We start from the raw sequence: 19,753 nt of genomic DNA on the forward strand, positions 1-19,753 counted from the left end.
ACGCCAATGACACAAATTTCAGCCCTAACACCGCCCGTTGTCAAAAATGGAACTCAGATGCAAACCCTGTCGTGTCTCGCCGGGGTTGGTCAAGCCGTTACCCTCGCCAGCCTAGTTCGCCAACACAAGGGCACAACACTGATTGTGACCAGTGATACACCGACGGCATTGAGTATCGAGTTAGAGCTCAACTATTTGTTGGCCAAAAGTGCGATTAAGGTGCGACTGTTCCCTGACCGTGAAACTCTGCCCTACGACAGTTTTTCGCCCCATCAGGATTTGATTTCCCAGCGTTTAGAAACCCTGTCGCAAATCACCCAAGCCGAGCACAGCGTAGTGATAGTGCCGGTGACGACGCTGATGATGCGCTTGCCGCCAAAATCCTATTTAAGCTCCAATGTGTTTGTGCTTAAAAAAGGCGATAAATATCAACTCCATGATGTGCGCCAACAGTTAACTGACACGGGTTATCACTTGGTCGAACAGGTTTACGAACATGGCGAGTTTGCCATTCGTGGCTCGATTCTCGATATATTCCCCACCGGCGTGAATATGCCGCTGCGTATCGAACTGTTCGATGATGAAGTCGAGACCATTCGTCATTTCGATCCTGAAACCCAACGCTCATCCACTCCCGTCGATGCGGTGCGCCTGTTACCCGCCAAGGAATTCCCCACCGACAGCAGCGCCATCGAAGGTTTTAGGCAACGTTATCGCCGACGCTTTGAGGTCATAGTCAAAGAGCCTGAATCAGTTTATCAACTGGTGAGCCGCAATTTGATGCCCGCGGGCATTGAGAACTATCTGCCACTGTTTTTCGATGAGGTCGCTACACTGTTCGATTATCTGCCGAAGGACACTCAGTTAGTCACCTTAGGCGATATCGAAAAGTCCGCCCGTGCTCATTTGCAGGAGGTGGAAACCCGTTATGAAGACAGACGGGTCGACCCATTGCGGCCGCTGTTGGCACCCAAAGAGCTGTATTTACTGATAGAAGAATTATTTGCCGCCTTTAAGCCGCTGCCTCGCTATCAGTTTATTGCGCCACAACCCGATGCCGTCGCTGGCGCAGTGCAGATTGATGCCAGTGTGTTGCCCGAGGTAAGCGCTAATCACAAGTTAAAGCAACCACTGATTGCGCTGCAAGATTACGCCGAGCGTGCGCCGCGAATGTTATTTAGTGCCGAATCGGAAGGCCGCCGCGAAGCCTTGCTCGAACTCTTAAGTAAAATCCAGTTAAAACCAGCGTTATTCGGCCATTTTGATGAGTTTATTCAAAGTGATGCCAAACTGGGTTTAATCGTTTCTCCCCTCTCCCGTGGTTGTTTACTCGGGCTAGGAAAGCAAACCGCCGTCAGCATCATCTGCGAAACCGAACTCTTTGGTCATCGTATCTCCCAGCAGCGCCGCCGTGAAAAACAGCGCCAGATCAGCAACGATACTCTGATCAAAAACTTAGCCGAGCTCAAAGTCGGCCAGCCGATTGTGCACTTAGAGCACGGTGTGGCGCTGTATCAAGGCTTAGTCACCTTAGATACCGGCGGATTAGTGGCCGAATACCTACAGCTGGAATACTCGGGCGGCGATAAACTCTATGTGCCCGTGTCTAACCTGCACATGATCAGCCGCTACAGCGTCGGCGCCGATGGCGAGGCTCACGTCAATAAACTCGGTAACGACACTTGGGCCAAGGCAAAGAATAAAGCGATTGAGAAAATCCGCGATGTGGCTGCCGAGCTGCTCGATGTCTACGCTCGCCGTCAAGCTCGCCCAGGTGAGAGCTGCGACATCAACGATGAAGAGTATGCGCAATTTGCCCAAGGTTTCCCCTTTGAAGAAACCGTCGATCAGGAAAGCGCGATTCATGCCGTACTTGCCGATATGCAATCCCCCGTCGCCATGGACCGCCTCGTCTGCGGTGACGTGGGCTTTGGTAAGACTGAAGTCGCGATGCGCGCCGCCTTTGTGGCGGTGAATGCGGGTAAGCAGGTGGTGGTGCTGGTGCCTACCACGCTACTCGCCCAGCAGCACTACGAAAACTTTAAAGACAGATTTGCCGACTGGCCCGTCGTAATTGAGGTGATGTCACGCTTTAGAACCGCCAAAGAGCAGACTCAAGTGCTGAAACTGCTCGAAGAAGGCAAAGTCGATATAGTGATTGGCACCCATAAGCTGCTGCAATCCGAGGCAAAATTTGAAAACTTAGGCCTGCTTATCATCGATGAAGAACACAGATTCGGCGTAAGACAAAAAGAGAAAATCAAGGCGCTACGCGCCAACGTGGATATTTTGACCCTCACAGCCACTCCGATCCCCCGCACCTTAAACATGGCGATGTCGGGGATGCGCGACTTATCGATTATTGCGACTCCTCCCGCTAAGCGCTTGGCGGTGAAGACCTTTGTGCGCGAATCCGATCCCGCTACCGTGCGTGAGGCCATACTGCGTGAAATCCTCCGTGGTGGCCAAGTGTATTATTTACACAACAATGTCGAAACCATTGAGAAATGCGCCCAAGATATTAGTACCCTGCTACCCGAAGCGCGGGTGGTGGTGGCCCATGGCCAAATGCGTGAGCGGGATCTTGAGCGGGTGATGTCGGACTTTTATCACCAAAGATTCAACGTGTTAGTCTGTACCACTATTATCGAAACCGGTATCGACGTCCCTAGTGCGAATACGATTATTATCGAACGTGCTGACACCTTCGGCTTAGCCCAGTTGCACCAACTGCGTGGCCGCGTCGGACGCTCTCACCATCAAGCCTATGCGTATTTGATGACGCCGCATCCTAAACGCATGACCAGCGATGCTCGCAAACGTCTCGAAGCCATCGACGCCCTAGAGGATTTAGGCGCTGGCTTTATGCTCGCAACTCAAGACTTAGAAATTCGCGGCGCGGGCGAGTTATTGGGCGATGAACAGAGCGGGCATATTTCTAAAATCGGCTTTAGTCTCTACATGGAAATGTTGGAGTCGGCGGTCAAGGCGCTCAAACAGGGTAAAGAGCCATCGCTGGCGCAAATGCTCAATCAGCAATGTGAGATGGAGCTAAGAATTCCTGCGCTATTGCCGGAAGACTATGTCGGTGATGTGAATATTCGCCTGTCACTCTATAAGCGCATCGCCAGTTGTGACAGTGAAGAAGCCTTAGATGAACTCAAGGTTGAGCTTATCGACCGCTTCGGTCTGCTGCCAGACGCCACCAAAAACCTGATGGAAATGACGTTATATAAACATCAGGCAACTCGGCTGGGCGCGACTAAAATTGAGGTACATGCCAAGGGCGGCAGCATCGAATTTAATGATGATCATGTGATTGATCCCGGCTTTATCATCGGATTACTGCAAAGTCAGCCACAAATCTATCGAATGGATGGGCCGAATAAGTTAAAGTTCATCCTCAATGCCGAAACGGCAAAAGATAGGCTCGCTTTGGTCAAACTCTTGCTCGAACAACTATCGCAACATCGTCTTGGAGATAAATAGTGTTACGTCAACTCGCGGTCTCTATCGCTACACTTATTGCACTTTCACACAGTTCACTTGCCCGTGCTGAAGCTTGGTTCGAGGTTGAAGTCTATATTTTTGAACGCCAAAGCCAATCGACTGAACAATGGCCGATGGCGCCAATTGAGACCAAAACCAACCGCGCTATCGATCTGATTTCACCGGTTGTGGGTCAAGCTGTGGTCTCCATGAGCAATGAATCTGCGCCCTGCACCTTAGTGTATGACGCCGATGCCAATAGCCATTGCGCTGAAAACACCAGCACTGGAGCAAATACGGACGCCACTCCCGAGATGAGTAACGGCAGTACTTTAGCCATTTCAGGCCCAAGCACTGCAAGCTCAAATGCGGTGACCAGCTATCGCTATCCGAATGTGATCCCATCGGAAATCGGCAGTGGTAGCCAAGCCTATGCGTCTCAAGGCAGTGGCCCAGTATTACTCGCCAGCAGTCAAGGCCAATTTGCCAGTATCATCAATAGCCTATCGAGAGAACGTGGTAACCGCAGCTTACTGCATATGACGTGGCAACAACCTATGATGGGTAAGAGTGGCTCAGTGCCCATTCGCCTGTTTGCGGGTAAAGATTATTCCGCCAGTTATCACTTCGATGGTCGTCAAATTGTGCAGCAAGCCATGGCCACCTCAATGCTAGGTGCTAACGGCACGACTGGCATGATGACTGAAACAGCGCCATTACAGCCCTCTCCCGTGTGGCAACTCGATGGCACGCTCAATATTTATCTTAGCCATTATCTGTATATCGAAACCGCGCTCAATTTGCGTAAAGAAGGCCGCAAATTGATGCCTGTGGCAGCCGATGAAGCTAGCATGAATACAGCAACAAGTACTGCCGCAGCCCCAGCTAAAGTGATGACGCCTTATTTAATGTCTATTCCGTTGGAGCAAAATCGCCGAGTGAAAAGTGATGAGATCCACTATCTCGATCATCCCGAAATGGGCATGGTGATCCAAATCCGTAAGATGGCGCAACCTAACGCTTAAAACCTATTAGCCCTGCTCGAATAAAAAAGCGGTCATGCAATGCATACCGCTTTTTTATTGCCTAAGTTTTTTTATTGCCTAAGAGGTGAACAGCCATTCAGGCGACGCCGAAAGTATAAAAATAAAATTAGCGCACTATCGAGAAATCCAAATAAATATCATCACCTTGGTCTTCATTCACCGTCACCCTCAGTCCATCGGTACAAGGTACTCCGACCTCACACCAGGCGATAAGACTATCCACCGCAGGATCACTGCCCTGGGCAAGAATTTCAACACTGCCATCGGCGCAGTTAGTCACATAACCTGTGACACCAAGCGTGCGAGCCTTTGTTAGGGTCGCATGTCTGCAGCCCACGCCCTGCACTTTTCCCGTTAATTGAATAAGCACCCGTTTCATTGCGCCTCCCCTGTAAGGTGAGCCTTGTTATTAGCATGCGGTTATTATCATGCGGCTATTATCATGCGTCTTTGCGTCGCTCACGTAAAAACGATTCCAGCCTAAGCATAGCCGAGTTTTCAGCTGTTATAAGGGAGAGTTTTGCTAAGTAATGGATTTAAGAGTAAAAAAGCAAGCATAAAAAAACAGCTAACGAGACCGCTGTTAGCTGTGTCGGGCGACATACGCAAAAGGTTATCCATGAATGGACAAATTGGCATAAAAGTTTGTAGCATTTTGTAACAAACTATTAAGAGGGGCTACTTTACACAATTCATGATTAATTTCAACAAAATGATAGATAAAGCCATACAAACAGAGTCTATTTAATGCTTTTTGCTGAAATAACCAGCTAAACCAACCATATATACCGTCTACAATTCCAAATAACAGCATAACTTCATCGCAGGTCTAAGTTCACTCATACGAGGTAACCAAACACCAACAGCTTGAAAATAGGATGCTTCTTGAAGGGAATACATGAACAGATGCAAAAGCGCTTATCGCCAGAATATTCCGCGATAAGCCTTTTTAACGAAAAGATAAGCGAATAACGATTTAACCCAACTTAAAGGCTTTTATCTTAGGTAAATGGGCGGCTAACTGCGGGAACTTGTGAGCCTGCGTCTCATCCCATTCGATGGTGTAATAAGGCTTAAGCGCCTCGGCCGTAGCCTCACTGTCGAGCACTTCATCTACACGAGACAAAATACACATGGCTTTATGGGTATTCTTCAACCTGAATTCAGAGACACACTTATTGGCGATATCGGCATACTCTTCCGGGCGGTCAATTTTCCCTTGCATCGTCTCTTCGGGATGAAGATTGGGATTGATTAACACTGACTTTAATCCGTTTAAAAAACCAATTCGCTCAGCCCAATACGCCCCTAAGCCGACCCCGACCATTAACGGTGCGGGATCGTCGCAATACTGCATTTGCTTGGCGACTTCTTTCAATAAATGCTGCATATCATGCTTGGGATGCAAAGTGCTGTAGCTGATAAGCCGCACATCTGGGTCAATAAACTGCAACTGACGCATTTTTTCGTGATTACCAGGGCTAGTTGCATCGAATCCATGAAGATAAAAAATCATATTGAGACCTTTTAACAATCTGCCAAACACGGCGCATGCTACTAACCCTAGCAAATATTCATTGCAGAACCTTGCGCTACATCAAACTTTTGCCTGTTGTGCGAGCTGGATTTGCTCAGCCAGCTGCTTGGCATTTTCCCAACGGCTAGCATTTTCTAGTGCGATAGCTGTCTGCGCCGCATCGGGTTTGAGTAAACTCGCCGGATGTTGTGGCGCCGAGGCGGGCCACACAAAGCCATTTAACAGTGACATAACGCCCGGATTATCGTTACAGACCAAAATCATATCGCAACCCGCATCCAAGGCAGCTTGAGCGCGACCTAAATAATCCCCTGCAAAGGCAGCGCCCTTCATCCCCAGATCGTCGGAGAAAATTACCCCGTTAAAGCCCAGCTCTTTGCGTAGGATCTGCTTTAACCAGTAGCTTGAAAAGCCCGCAGGATTAGGGTCAACTTTAGGATAAATGACATGGGCTGGCATAATACCCGATAATTGCCCCTTAGCAATCAACTCTTTAAACGGCAAAATATCTTGATTAAAAATCGCCTCAGCTTCACGCTCATCGATAGGTTGCGCGATATGGGAGTCCGCCGCCACGCTACCATGACCGGGGAAATGTTTACCCACAGCGCCCATGCCCGCCTCGGCCATACCCTCAATAAAACTCTGCGCTAATGCAATTACTTCATCGGGCTTTGCACTAAAACTACGTTTGCCGATCACTTGGCTAATGCCATTAAGATCGAGCACAGGTGCAAAGCTTAAGTCGATATCACAGGCGAGTAATTCGATGGCCATTAAAAAGCCTAATTCACAGGCCCAACGTTTAGCGAGAACCATATCGCCCTTAGCTGCCGGCAAAATATCAGCCATGGCCGGGATCAGGGTAAATCCATCACGGAAACGCTGTACTCGCCCGCCCTCATGGTCAACGGCAATCAAAATCTCGGGACGAATTTGGCGGATCTGTTGCACTAAGCTAATTAACTTCTCACGGCTGGAAAAATTGCGGGAAAACAGGATCAAACCACCCACCTGCGGATGGCGCAGCATCTCGGCTTCAGCTTCGCTAACGTCTAAAGACAGCAGATCCAACATTAGATAACTCATATTTCTCCCTAAAAATTCTTATTCATACTCAAAAAATAACCATAGCGATACTGACCACTGGGTTCACAAAAATCCCCGAAAAGCGAGCCATTCGCTGTCAGACTTTGCCATAAAGCAATTATGTTGCCGATAAATTCGACATTCACCATAAGCTAATTAAGCTCAGCTTATCCGAAGTCTTTCTAATCAAAAAAACTAATGTGAATCTTGATACTAAACTGTGGGATACTGACCTTAAACGTATCACACAAGCACATTTTGTGTGGTTGATGCCTGCAGTTTGCCAGAGTTTACGACATAAAAACCAGCGTATTGGCGCGGTAACTGCAAAGATCTTCCACGCACAGACTAAAATAAAAATCGAGACACAACAGGACTTCAATCATGATTAGCGTATTCGATATGTTCAAGATCGGCATTGGCCCTTCGAGTTCACACACTGTTGGCCCAATGAAAGCGGGCAAAATTTTTATGCAGCACCTTGCTGATTCGGGCCAGATTGCCCAAGTGGATGAATTAAGAGCAGAACTGTTTGGCTCACTCGGCCAAACCGGTAAAGGCCATGGCACGGGTAAAGCCGTTATTTTAGGCTTAATGGGTGAAGATCCAGAAACCGTCGACACCGACAGCATCGATGGCATTCTAGAGCAAGTGTCTAAAAACGAGACCCTCACCCTCAGCTGCGGCAAAGTAGTCAAGTTTACCCGTGAAGACGGCATTACCTACCACAGACGTAAAACGCTCCCCGCCCATGCCAACGCCATGACACTGTATGCCTACAGCAAAGGCGAATGTATTTTTGAGCGCACTTACTACTCTGTCGGCGGCGGGTTTATCTTAGACGAAGATGAAATCCATCAACGCAATGCCTCACCAGCATCACAAATTGAATCTGCACCTTACGATTTTAATAGCAGTGCCCAATTACTGGATTTATGTACTGAGCATGGCCTGAGCATTTCTTCCCTGATGATGGCCAACGAGCTTAGCCTCGCCAGCGAAGAAGAAGTCAAAGCAAAACTGTGGAATATCTGGCAAACCATGAAAACCTGTATCGAACGGGGTTATCAGAAGGAAGGTATTCTGCCTGGCGGTTTAAAGCTGCGCCGCCGCGCACCAGCACTCTATCGTCGTCTCAAAGCCGAAGGCCGTAACAACGTCGATCCGTTAACCGCAATGGATTGGGTCGATTTATTCGCCCTCTCGGTGAACGAGCAAAACGCTGCCGGCGATCGCGTTGTCACCGCACCAACAAACGGCGCCGCGGGTATTATCCCTGCCGTGCTGTGCTACTACGATACCTTCGTGCAAGAAGTCGATATCGATGTTTGCGCCCGTTACCTGCTAACCGCTGCAGCGATTGGTATTTTGTACAAGAAAAATGCCTCGATTTCGGGCGCGGAAGTCGGCTGTCAGGGCGAAGTTGGCGTAGCCTGCTCAATGGCAGCCGGCGCATTGACCGAGATCATGGGCGGTACTGTCGAACATGTTGAAAACGCGGCCGAAATTGGCATGGAACATAACCTAGGCTTGACCTGCGATCCCGTAGGTGGCCTAGTACAAGTTCCTTGTATTGAACGTAATGCGATGGGTGCAATCAAGGCGATTAACGCATCACGCATGGCGCTGCGCGGCGACGGTAACCACAAGGTATCACTGGATAAAGTGATTAAAACCATGATGGATACAGGTAAAGATATGCGCAGTAAATACAAAGAAACCGCCAAAGGTGGCCTCGCAGTGAACATTGTTGAGTGTTAATCCACTCAAACTGTTAATCGACTTAACGATTTAACGATTTAACGATTTAACACTGTCATGCCGCGCTTAACCGTTCCAACCTAAACGATTAAGCGCGGCATTTGTTTATCTGAAAACGCATCAAAGTTTAGTTCGTCACCTTCATTGATGAATTCACATATTCGGCAATCACTCCTGCCCATGTTTTTTCAATTTCAGGAATAAGCTGCGCAAACGCCTGTTTTTCGGTCACCCTACGCAAATCATCGACCGCATCAGAGGTGCTCCATACCGACGCGTTGCGACTATCCTTAGCCGTCGACTCCGCTAATCCATACAAATATTCGGTGCGCACATCAAATAGAGCCGCCGATACGGTTGTCGTCACACTCACTTCTTTATTCTTTAGCAGCCCAAGGGAAATGACATTTAACGGCGCAAATTGCTGCTCACCCGCATGGAAAGAGGTATCGAAGGTATAAATAAGTAAGATATCCGCCTTGAGCCTTGCCGCGGCTTCCCGCAGTGATTTGATAGAATCTAACTGCTCCGGCAATAAAATACGGTTTAACGGTGCAATCCCTGCCACCTGCGGCATTTTGGCTAGCTGAGTAAAATCGGCTTCTGTTTCGACTTCACGGGTTGTCACCACACTGTAACGCCCAGTCCCAAAACTGCTTAAACGATAGGATGCATAACCCGGCGCCTGAATACGTGCAACAGCAATATGTGCGGGGAATGTGGCAGCCGCTTGGACTGACATCAGCGTATTAATATCCGATTCCGCCAAACTACCAATAACCACACTGCCACCGGGCGTAGTGTAGGAAGCGCAGCCTCCCAACAAGAGTAGACTCAGTAACGCCACTTGTTTTATCTTTCTCATCACAACTCCTTTATGTGAACCGCTGTTTGGCAATCGCCACTAACGCCAATTAATCGTTTAAACCTCTCCATCAAGTATCACTAACTTACTGTTGATGAATGATTTTAACAATCCTCACCTTGAATTATCTGTGCGGTACGGTAAATCCAAAGCGATATGTGTATCCGCTCAGCGTACAAGTGATTGGATAAACTATTCTTGAATAAAAGAATCTGCCAGATTTAGAAATGTATATGGTGGTACATATACGATTAAAATGTATCCACTAAAGTAACCATTAGTACAGTGCGACAGCGGTTGATAACGACCATAAAAAAGCCCTCGTTTGAGGGCTTTTTTATGGATGAAACTTAAGAAAAATCAACTGTTCACGCCATGCAAGCGTTACGATTGTTCAAGCTTAGTATCAAAAAACTCCACTAGTTCAACGCTAACACATAGTCGATGGCACTGGTGATTGCGGCGACTTGGGCTAGATTGCACTCTGCGGGCGTGGCCGATGGGCTGTCGGGATACACTTCGGTGGTGGTGTTATAAATACAGCCCGTCACACTGCTGCATAAACCTAGCGCTTTCAATGGGTAATTGATCACCCCGTGTTGCACCACTGTCGAGCCGATAATCTCGCCCTTTTCATCGGCGGGCGCGATGTGAGTGACTTTACTCACCCCGTCGATAATCGCCTTTTGGAAGGCATCCTGCGGATTTTCGGTATCGCCTACGGCGTAAAATCCATCTGGAATGATGCCGGGGATAAAGTCTTTGCCATCACGCGCGGCCAAGGCTGGGCGAAATTCATCTTCATCCGAGTCGGTAGTTTCATGTAAATCCACATGGACATCAAAACCTTGTGGAACGCTTGCCACAAGTGCTATCAGTGCTGCCGACTCTTCTGCAGGGCTATTAGCATAAAACGAGCGGTTTGGATCGATAGCTTTCGGGTTCCAGCGATTAATGGTCTCATAACCCCAAGGGCTCACACACACTGCCACCACTAAGTTAACCCGGCTCGCATAGAGAGCCGCGTTGTTAGCCAAAAAAGCCATGGCGCCATGCACGCCACTGGTTTCGTAGCCGTGTACGCCACCTGTGACTAAGACGGTTTTCTTGTTCGGATCGAACGTAGCAGATTTAACCGCAAACAAGGGATAACGCGCAGAGTCAATCGATAAGGCGCCATATTGCACCACACTCAGCCCTAATTCGGTCAGTTGTGACGCCATCGCCTTTAGTGGCGTGACAACATTGTCTTGGTAAGAACGTTTAATTTGCGTGCTAGCAAACCATGCGGCCTTTTCTTCATCGCCCCATTTTTCACCGACAGTCCCGATTGGGTAAAAACTCACATTCGCCATAGGTTCTCTTCTTCTGATTTTATGTTTTGGTCTTATGGTTAAAGATCGCTATACATCAAAGCACGAGTTGCATTGGAATATCGCGGATCCCACCGCGCTCGCGAATATCACTTTGTGCAACAAAGCCAAAGTGCTGATAAACAGGCAGCGCATTCACCGCCGAGTTAACGGTAAAAGTGCCGGGATTCCCCTTAGCGAGACACTCAGCTTTGGCAAGCTCCCACAGCTGACGCGACAGGCCTTGCCCCTTGGCAATATCCGCCACAAATAAATGATAAAGATGACTGTTATCCTTCATCCCCACCACACCGACAAGTTCGCCAGTCTCATTAATTGCAACATGATATTGATAACCTAATGCAAAATAATGAGCCACTGACTCAACAGACATAGCGTTGACTAAGGTTTCAGCGCCCACATCTGTGCAGGTGGGAGCAATATAAACTTGTGTAAGCTGCGTGATTAATGCGCTTATCGCTTCAATATCTGTTGTAGTCGCTGCTCTGATCAGCATCTTCATTCCTTGATAAGTCCAGTGTGTAACTGACTTAGATTCACAATCCTAGTATTAAAAAGCCAGAACAGGGTTCTGGCTTTGGCAACAGGTTAACGGGACTTAATATCCAGTGGATTTAAGTCCATCATCCTCGGTTACTTTTTCGTCCAGCTGTCCATCCAACGGAACACGTTCGCGTACCATTGTTCGAGGTTTTCTGGCTTTAAGATCCAGTGGTTTTCATCAGGGAAAATCAGCAGCTCTGATGGAATACCCTTGCGTTGCATATAGCTAAATGAGGCTAAACCTTGACCATAAGGCACACGGAAGTCCTTCTCGCCATGGATAACCAGCATTGGCGTCTTCCAGTTTTCCACATAGTTTACTGGGTTAAACTTCTCATATAAGGCTTTGTTATCTGAGTAAGTACCGCCAAACTCATGCTCTGGGAACCATACTTCTTCGGTCACATAGTACATAGAGCGCATATCGAACAGACCCGCGTGGTTAACGAGGCACTTAAAGCCATCGTTCCAGTTGCCTTGGATCCAGTTCATCATGTAGCCGCCGTAAGAGCCACCTAAGGCACAGGCATTTTGTGGATCGAGCCATTTTTGTTGTTGGCTCACCGCTGCCAGACCTTTTTGTAAGTCTTCTAATGGCTTACCGCCCCAATCTTGGCTGATAGAATCGGTAAAGGCTTGGCCGTAACCGGTTGAACCGTGGAAGTCCACCATCACAACGCCATAACCCGCGCCAGCCCATAACTGGGCGTTCCACCGACCACTGAAAGCGTTACCAAATGACCCCTGCGGACCACCGTGGACTAGGTATGCAATCGGATACTTTTTGCCTTCTTGGTAGTTAGCAGGTTTGATCCAGTAACCGTAAACATCTTCGTTGTTCCAACCCTTAAAGCTAAATTGTTGGAATTCACCAAATTTGATTTCGGCCAGTTTGTCTTTGTTGACTTCAGTCAGACGTTTCAGGCCTTGGCCGTCGGTGTTGATGCGATACAGATCGCCCGGCTCAACTAAGGTTTTGCTGTCGAAGATCAGTTGATCGTCGGCGATCGCAATCAGGCTATTGCTGCCGTCACTGTAGACAGACTGCACATCACCAAACTGAGTATTCACTTTGAAAATAGACACTTGGCCAATGTCTTGTGCCGTCACATACAGAGTACGATTGTCCGGTGCAAACATCAGTGAGCTTGGACTTCTGTCCCACAGCGGTGCCACTTCCTTCGACTGTCCAGTGCTAGTATCACGCAGCATGATGCGGTAACGGTCAGCTTCGAAGCCGGGTTTAGTCATCGCGAGGTACGCCATGTAGCGACCATCGCTGGAGAATGTTGGTTGAGCGTCCCAGGCAATGTTATCGGCGGTTAAGTTAGTGGCTTTGCCACCGTTTACACTCACCTGCCACAGATCGTAGTTTGTCGTCCAAGCTTGATCTTTGCTTGGCGCTTTGGCGCTGTACACCACATATTTGCCATCAGGAGTGAAGGTCACTTCTTCCATACCTGAGAATGGCTTAGGTGGGGTTTCTGTGTCTAAACCTTGGGTGATGTCCACCACTTTGGTCAGCTTCTCGCCGTTAAGGACACCCACAAATAAGTGGTTACGGGCATGATCTTCCCATGTATCCCAGTGACGTACCATCAACTGCTTGTATTCACGACCCGTCGATTTACGCTCTTCTTCGGCCTTAAATTTGTCTTTTGAACAAGCTAAGTCTTTACACTCTGGGAATACACGCATGCTAAGCACGATTTGCTTACCATCGTTAGAGAGTTTGTAACCATCGATATCCAATGGCAGATCAGAAACTTGCTGCGCTTCACCGCCCGTTAATGGCAGTTGGAACAGTTGGCTTGAACCACTGCGGCTGGCGAGGAAATAAATCGATTTGTCATCGTTTGCGAAGCTGACATCGTGCTCAGTACCCGCAGCAGAAGTGATCTGCATCGGTTTAGCGTCCGCTTGCGTCAAATCGAGAATATATAAATCTGAGCTCGCCTCTCCCTTGTCATTAACGGTTTTCAGACCGTAGACCAATTTAGTGCCATCGTGGGACACCGCGGCTGAATGCAATTTGTTGAGTTTAACCAGCTGTTGCACAGTAAAAGGCTTAGGATCGGCCGCGTGGGCTGAGCAGGCCAAACCAGCCGCGCCAAGCGCCAATAGGAGAGGAGCTATTTTCATTGTTATATCCATCTTTTGTTAAACACATTCGGTAGTTGTACCGAATGAACGGTCAAAACGATCATCAATCGTCTTTGTGAAGATAAGTTTGCCACACTAACGAAACAAAAACGCTCAAGCAAGCCAAAAGGCGTACTTGAGCGTATTTTTTTGTGACAAATTGTCAGTCTGCATCGAATGGCGTCATTGAGTGCCACTCGCCGCCCTTTCCCGCTCGAATCCCGCTCAAAAAAGCGACTTTTTTGCAAGAAGGACATTCGCTTAGGCCATTTGCTTAGGCTTTGGCGTTAGCGATATTCACTTTCCAAATCGCTGGGCCAGTTTCATGGGCATTCACGCCGTTTGAGTCTACCGCCACAGTCACTGGCATATCTTGTACGTCAAACTCGTAAATCGCTTCCATACCTAAGTCGGCAAACGCCACTACGCGGGATTTCTTAATGGCTTTCGACACTAAATAAGCCGCGCCGCCCACAGCCATCAGGTACACAGCTTTGTGCTTCTTGATAGACTCAACGGTCGCTGGACCACGTTCAGCCTTACCAATCATGCCCATCAGTCCGGTTTTATCCAGCATCAGATCGGTGAACTTGTCCATACGGGTCGCGGTAGTTGGGCCAGCAGGACCCACAACTTCGTTACCGACTGGGTCAACTGGACCCACGTAGTAGATAAACTTGCCAGTAAAGTCCACGCCTTCTGGTAAACCTTCACCGCTTTCAATCAGGCTTTGGATACGCTTATGGGCAGCATCACGGCCGGTGAGCATTTTACCGCTTAACAGGATGGTTTCACCGCTCTTCCACTGCTCGATATCGGCTTGAGTAACTGTGTCTAAGTTAACACGGCGCACATCGCTACCCACTTCGCGGGTGATTTCTGGCCAGTCGCTCAGTGTCGGCGGCGCAAGATCAGCAGGGCCAGTACCATCTAAATGGAAGTGTACGTGGCGAGTTGCCGCGCAGTTAGGGATCATCACCACAGGCTTTGATGCTGCATGAGTAGGTGCAGATTTGATTTTCACGTCTAACACTGTGGTTAAACCGCCAAGACCCTGCGCACCAATACCGAGGTTGTTAGCACGCTCGAAAATGTCTAAACGCAGTTTTTCTTCGCTGGTTTCTGCACCGCGCGCCATTAACTCATGGATATCCACGCTTTCCATCAGGGCTTCTTTCGCGAGTACGGCCGCTTTTTCAGCGGTGCCGCCAATACCGATGCCAAGCATACCTGGAGGACACCAGCCCGCACCCATAGTTGGCAGCGTTTTTTCAACCCAAGCGGCGATATCGTCAGATGGGTTTAACATCACCATCTTGGCTTTGTTTTCACTGCCGCCGCCCTTGGCCGCGATAGCGACTTCAATATGATTGCCTGGCACCATATCGATATGCACGACGGATGGCGTGTTGTCTTTGGTGTTTTTACGGCTACCCGCAGGATCGGCCACAATCGATGCACGCAGTGGGTTATCTGGATTGGTATAAGCACGACGCACACCTTCATCGACCATTTGTTGCACGGTCATATCGGTTTTGTCCCACTTAACCCCCATACCAATCTTAACGAAGGTGGTCACAATACCCGTGTCTTGACACAGTGGACGTTTACCTTCGGCAGACATACGCGAGTTAATCAAAATTTGCGCAATCGCATCCTTCGCCGCCGCACTTTGCTCACGCTCATAAGCTTCGCTCATGGCATCCACAAAATCTTTGGGATGATAATAGGAGATGTATTGCAGGGCATCGGCCACACTTTCAATAAAGTCGGCTTGTTTAATCACTACATTTTCAGACGTTTCATGGTGAGATGACATAGTAGGTGCGCTCCAGCAGCCTTTAGGGCCTTACTTGTTTTTTGTGTAATTCTTTCTGGGCCAATATGATACTCTTTCCCATCTTTTTGGGCTACATCACATTTTTAGATAGGGTTAATTGATGGCAAATAGGGCGGCATTACCGCTGGCAGTACGCCAACTTGACTGGACTTTCAGCACAGCAGCAATCTTCGAACACTTTGCGGCTGAACCTTGGGCGATACTGCTCGACTCGGCCAATGCGCCCCATCAGGACGCTAAATTCGATATGATTTGCGCAGGTCCCATCGCCACCCTCATCACCCAAGGCGAGCAGACTGACATTCAAGTTCATCAGCCTGAATTAGCCAAACCGACTCACCTCAGCCCGCAGGATGACCCTTTTACCCTGGTCAAACAGCTGCTGCGCCATTGGTATCCACACTCTTTTGCCTGCGATTTGCCCTTTAGTGGCGGCGCCATGGGCAGCTTTAGTTATGATTTAGGCCGTCGAATTGAACAGCTCCCCTGCACTGCGGCGCAGGATATTCACCTCGGCGAGATGAATATTGGCTTTTACGACTGGGCATTGATTTTCGATTATCAGCAGCAAAGCTGGTTTATGGTGCACTATTTAGGGGATGCCGCCCTCGATACTCAATTGAAAATAATTGAAGTAAAAATAGCCAAACCCACAAAGCAGGCCGAATTTCGTCTCACAAGCCCTTGGTCGGCGCAGCTGACCAAAGCTGAGTACGCCGCGAAATTTAATCAAGTACAAGCGTATCTGCATAGCGGCGATTGCTATCAAATTAATTTGACCCAGCGCTTTGAAGCGGAGTATCAAGGCGATGAATGGCGCGCTTACTGCAAGCTACGAAGTGCCAATCAAGCGCCCTTCTCCGCCTTTATGCGGCTTGATGCCAACGCGATTTTATCGATTTCGCCCGAGCGTTTTATTCAGCTGCGCGGTGACGATATTCAAACCAAACCGATTAAAGGCACGCTGCCGCGCCATAGCGACCCGATGCTAGATAAGCAAGCAGCGCAAGCCCTTGCCCATTCACCCAAGGATCGAGCCGAAAACGTGATGATTGTGGATTTACTGCGCAATGACATAGGTAAAGTCGCCGCGCCCGGCACTGTACAAGTGCCACATCTATTTGCCGTTGAAAGCTTTCCTGCGGTGCACCATTTAGTCAGTACCGTTACCGCCAAACTCGACCCACAATACCACGCCTGTGACTTGCTGCGGGCGGCCTTTCCCGGCGGTTCGATTACCGGTGCGCCTAAAATCCGCGCGATGGAAATTATTGAAGAGCTGGAACCCTCACGCCGCAGTCTGTATTGTGGCTCCATGGGGTATATCAGCCAAGATGGGCAAATGGACACCAGTATCACCATCCGCACAATCGTGGCAGAGCAAGGTAAACTCTATTGCTGGGCGGGCGGCGGTATTGTCGCGGATTCCAATGTCGATGCAGAGTACCAAGAAAGCTTCGATAAGATAAGCCGCATCTTACCCTTACTCGATAGCCCTCAATAAGCGTCAGGAAACGAATAGGAAGCCTATGGATCAAGCGGAATTTAGACTCAGATTTAATCTGCATCCTTTAGCCACGCAAGATCCCGCGGCTATCCCTCACCTTGGGTTGCGTAAAGCCGCGGTACTGATCCCCTTGCAGGAAATCCAGGGCGAGCTCAATCTGATTTTAACCCAAAGACCGATGCACCTTAGGGCGCACCCTGGGCAAATTAGCTTTCCTGGCGGCAAGATTGAACCCAGTGACAGCAGCGCCATTACGGCCGCACTTAGGGAAGCGGAAGAAGAAATTGGCCTTTGCCGGGAAAATGTAGAGGTGATTGGTACCTTCCCCGCCCATAACACCTTTACCGGTTTTGAAATCACTCCAGTCGTAGGCATGATTAAGCAGGATTTTGCCTTAAGGCTCGATCCCGGCGAAGTCGCCGACTGTTTTACCGTGCCCTTAAGCTTTTTTATCGAGCCGCAAAATCGCCACCGCAAACAGTTTTTACGCCAAGGGCGTTATTACAGCGTGCATTTTATTCCCTATCAGCAGCGTTTTATCTGGGGCGCGACGGCGGCGATTATCGATCACCTCTGTCGGCATTTGAGTCTTCCCGAGAAGATGCTGTAAACCCGCATTCCCCTTTTGGATAATTCAAATCACAAAATGCACGTATAGACCCGCCGCCAGCGAGGTTAGCAGCAGCAAGGGAATATTAAACCAATAACCGAGTTTGCTGTGGTGAGCGACATAGTAATTAAACGCCAGACTTATCAGGCTTATCGCACCGCAGCCCCAGATGATGTATTGCAGTAATTCGGTTTCGCTTGGGTCCCAATAGTGTCTGAAGGTTTCACCGCGACTCAAGTAGGATCCAACCTCTCGTTCGGGACGAGCCTCGCCAAACACCATTAGCGCGTACACCGCCAAGGTCCAGCCCAGAATGGATAATGTGGCGAGGATCATCTGAAATATTTTGACTTTCCGCATACCGCCTCCCAAGTTTTAAGGCACCCTATCACTCAATATTAGTAATATTAACCTCAGGATACCTTTTTCAGCTTGAGAAAAGCCACCAGCAAGGTAATATAAACCTCCAAAAATTTTCATATAAAACGTTTCGTTGGAGAACTAAGCAACAATGAGCATTGCATCGGTCGCTTCTGTATTTAAAGGTGAGCACGCAGTTGGTTCGACAGTCACAGTCCGTGGCTGGGTCAGAACCCGTCGTGACTCTAAAGCTGGCATCTCTTTTTTAGCTGTCTATGACGGCTCCTGCTTTAATCCTATTCAAGGTGTTGTGCCAAATAGCTTAGAAAATTACGACAACGAAGTGTTAAAGCTGACAGCTGGCTGCTCTGTGATCGTAACCGGTGAGATTGTTGAATCTCCTGGCGCTGGCCAAGCCTATGAGCTGCAAGTTACTCACGTTGAAGTAACTGGCTGGGTTGAAGATCCAGACACTTACCCAATGGCGGCTAAGCGTCACTCTATCGAGCATTTACGCGAATTGGCGCACTTACGCCCACGTACCAACATCATTGGTGCCGTTGCCCGCGTACGTAACTGTTTGTCTCAAGCGATTCACCGTTTCTACCACGAAAACGGTTTCGTGTGGGTGTCTACACCGCTGATCACCGCATCAGACTGTGAAGGCGCGGGTGAAATGTTCCGTGTATCCACACTGGATATGGAAAACCTGCCACGCACCGACGATGGCAAAGTGGACTATGACAAAGACTTCTTCGGTAAAGAGGCGTTCTTAACCGTATCAGGCCAGCTGAACGGCGAAACCTACGCCTGCGCCCTGTCAAAAATCTACACCTTTGGCCCGACTTTCCGTGCTGAAAACTCAAACACCAGCCGCCACTTAGCGGAATTCTGGATGGTTGAGCCCGAAGTCGCCTTCGCCACCTTAAGCGATATCGCCAGCCTTGCCGAAGGCATGCTGAAATACGCCTTCAACGCCGTGTTAGCCGAGCGTATGGACGATCTGGAATTCTTCGCCCAGCACGTGGATAAAACCGTGATTGAGCGTCTGCAATCTTTCGTATCGAGTGATTTCGCCCAGGTAGATTACACAGATGCAGTAGACATTCTGCAAAAATGTGGTCGTGAGTTCGAATTCCCAGTGTCTTGGGGTATCGACTTATCCTCTGAGCACGAGCGTTATCTGGCCGAAGAGCACTTCAAAGCCCCTGTGGTTGTGAAGAACTATCCAAAAGATATCAAAGCCTTCTACATGCGCCTTAACGAAGACGGTAAAACCGTTGCCGCGATGGACGTGTTAGCCCCAGGCATAGGTGAAATCATCGGTGGTTCACAACGTGAAGAGCGTTTAGACGTGCTGGATATGCGTTTAGAAGAAATGGATCTGAATAAAGAAGATTACTGGTGGTATCGCGATCTGCGCCGTTACGGCACAGTGCCACACTCAGGTTTCGGTCTGGGCTTCGAGCGTTTGGTGTCTTACGTAACGGGCGTATCGAACATCCGTGACGTGATCCCATTCCCACGCGCGCCACGCACTGCGAACTTCTAATTTGTCCGTTAACAGACACATCCTTTAAAACGCGCCTCG

General features: G+C 48.9%; 15 protein-coding genes. 6 read left to right on the plus strand and 9 right to left on the minus strand.

What is annotated here, in order from left to right; translation table 11 throughout:
* Positions 1–6 precede the first annotated feature (6 nt).
* Together mfd and N7386_RS12185 are read left to right on the plus strand one after the other, a co-directional pair.
* Complete coding sequence (gene mfd / locus N7386_RS12180; RefSeq protein WP_279771012.1) at positions 7–3,489, plus strand: transcription-repair coupling factor; 3,483 nt, start codon at positions 7–9, stop codon at positions 3,487–3,489.
* Complete coding sequence (locus tag N7386_RS12185) at positions 3,489–4,514, plus strand: peptidoglycan binding protein CsiV (RefSeq protein ID WP_279768706.1); 1,026 nt, start codon at positions 3,489–3,491, stop codon at positions 4,512–4,514. Before mfd ends, N7386_RS12185 begins: the two co-directional genes overlap by 1 nt.
* Before the next feature lie 127 nt (positions 4,515–4,641).
* Here the strand turns inward: N7386_RS12185 and N7386_RS12190 are convergent, their stop codons facing one another.
* The 3 genes from N7386_RS12190 to nagZ form a co-directional block, all read right to left on the minus strand.
* Positions 4,642–4,914 carry an acylphosphatase gene (locus N7386_RS12190; RefSeq protein ID WP_011622502.1) on the minus strand — a complete coding sequence of 91 codons (273 nt, stop codon included), beginning with the start codon at positions 4,912–4,914 and terminating at the stop codon, positions 4,642–4,644.
* Positions 4,915–5,511: 597 nt separating this feature from the next.
* A complete protein-coding gene (gene ycfP / locus N7386_RS12195) occupies positions 5,512–6,051 on the minus strand; it encodes an alpha/beta hydrolase YcfP (protein WP_279768708.1) in 540 nt (179 codons plus the stop codon).
* An 81-nt stretch (positions 6,052–6,132) separates the two neighbouring features.
* Positions 6,133–7,161: a beta-N-acetylhexosaminidase gene (gene nagZ, locus N7386_RS12200; protein ID WP_279768711.1), complete on the minus strand. Its 1,029-nt coding sequence runs from the start codon at positions 7,159–7,161 to the stop codon at positions 6,133–6,135.
* Between the two features lie 384 nt (positions 7,162–7,545).
* Here nagZ and N7386_RS12205 point away from each other — a divergent pair, with 384 nt between their 5' ends.
* Entirely contained in the window at positions 7,546–8,922 is a 1,377-nt protein-coding gene (locus N7386_RS12205) for an L-serine ammonia-lyase (protein WP_011717230.1), read from the plus strand.
* Positions 8,923–9,049: 127 nt separating this feature from the next.
* On the opposite strand, the gene N7386_RS12210 is transcribed toward N7386_RS12205, so the two are convergent.
* From N7386_RS12210 to N7386_RS12230, 5 genes are all read right to left on the minus strand, one after another.
* A complete protein-coding gene (locus tag N7386_RS12210) occupies positions 9,050–9,787 on the minus strand; it encodes a hypothetical protein (protein ID WP_279768713.1) in 738 nt (245 codons plus the stop codon).
* Between the two features lie 419 nt (positions 9,788–10,206).
* The gene (locus tag N7386_RS12215) at positions 10,207–11,142 is read right to left on the minus strand and encodes a M14 family metallocarboxypeptidase (RefSeq protein WP_279768715.1); all 936 of its coding nucleotides are present in this window, start codon (positions 11,140–11,142) and stop codon (positions 10,207–10,209) included.
* Positions 11,143–11,197: 55 nt separating this feature from the next.
* Positions 11,198–11,656 (minus strand): GNAT family N-acetyltransferase, encoded by a 459-nt coding sequence (locus tag N7386_RS12220; protein WP_011717233.1) that lies wholly within the window; start codon positions 11,654–11,656, stop codon positions 11,198–11,200.
* A gap of 137 nt (positions 11,657–11,793) precedes the next feature.
* A complete protein-coding gene (locus N7386_RS12225) occupies positions 11,794–13,845 on the minus strand; it encodes a S9 family peptidase (RefSeq protein ID WP_176370314.1) in 2,052 nt (683 codons plus the stop codon).
* A 274-nt stretch (positions 13,846–14,119) separates the two neighbouring features.
* Positions 14,120–15,664, minus strand: coding sequence for a fumarate hydratase (locus tag N7386_RS12230; RefSeq protein WP_011622887.1), 1,545 nt, complete (start codon positions 15,662–15,664; stop codon positions 14,120–14,122).
* A 121-nt stretch (positions 15,665–15,785) separates the two neighbouring features.
* Between N7386_RS12230 and pabB the strand changes: the two genes are divergently transcribed.
* Positions 15,786–17,189 (plus strand): aminodeoxychorismate synthase component I, encoded by a 1,404-nt coding sequence (gene pabB, locus N7386_RS12235; protein WP_279768722.1) that lies wholly within the window; start codon positions 15,786–15,788, stop codon positions 17,187–17,189.
* 25 nt (positions 17,190–17,214) lie between these two features.
* Complete coding sequence (locus N7386_RS12240) at positions 17,215–17,802, plus strand: CoA pyrophosphatase (RefSeq protein ID WP_279768725.1); 588 nt, start codon at positions 17,215–17,217, stop codon at positions 17,800–17,802.
* Positions 17,803–17,826: 24 nt separating this feature from the next.
* Here the strand turns inward: N7386_RS12240 and N7386_RS12245 are convergent, their stop codons facing one another.
* A complete protein-coding gene (locus tag N7386_RS12245; protein ID WP_088211276.1) occupies positions 17,827–18,162 on the minus strand; it encodes a hypothetical protein in 336 nt (111 codons plus the stop codon).
* A 151-nt stretch (positions 18,163–18,313) separates the two neighbouring features.
* On the opposite strand from N7386_RS12245, the gene asnS reads away from it, so the two are divergent.
* Positions 18,314–19,714 carry an asparagine--tRNA ligase gene (gene asnS / locus N7386_RS12250; RefSeq protein WP_220055373.1) on the plus strand — a complete coding sequence of 467 codons (1,401 nt, stop codon included), beginning with the start codon at positions 18,314–18,316 and terminating at the stop codon, positions 19,712–19,714.
* Positions 19,715–19,753: the final 39 nt, after the last annotated feature.

Origin of the sequence: Shewanella sp. GD04112 (genome assembly GCF_029835735.1) — a bacterium.
GTDB lineage: Bacteria > Pseudomonadota > Gammaproteobacteria > Enterobacterales > Shewanellaceae > Shewanella.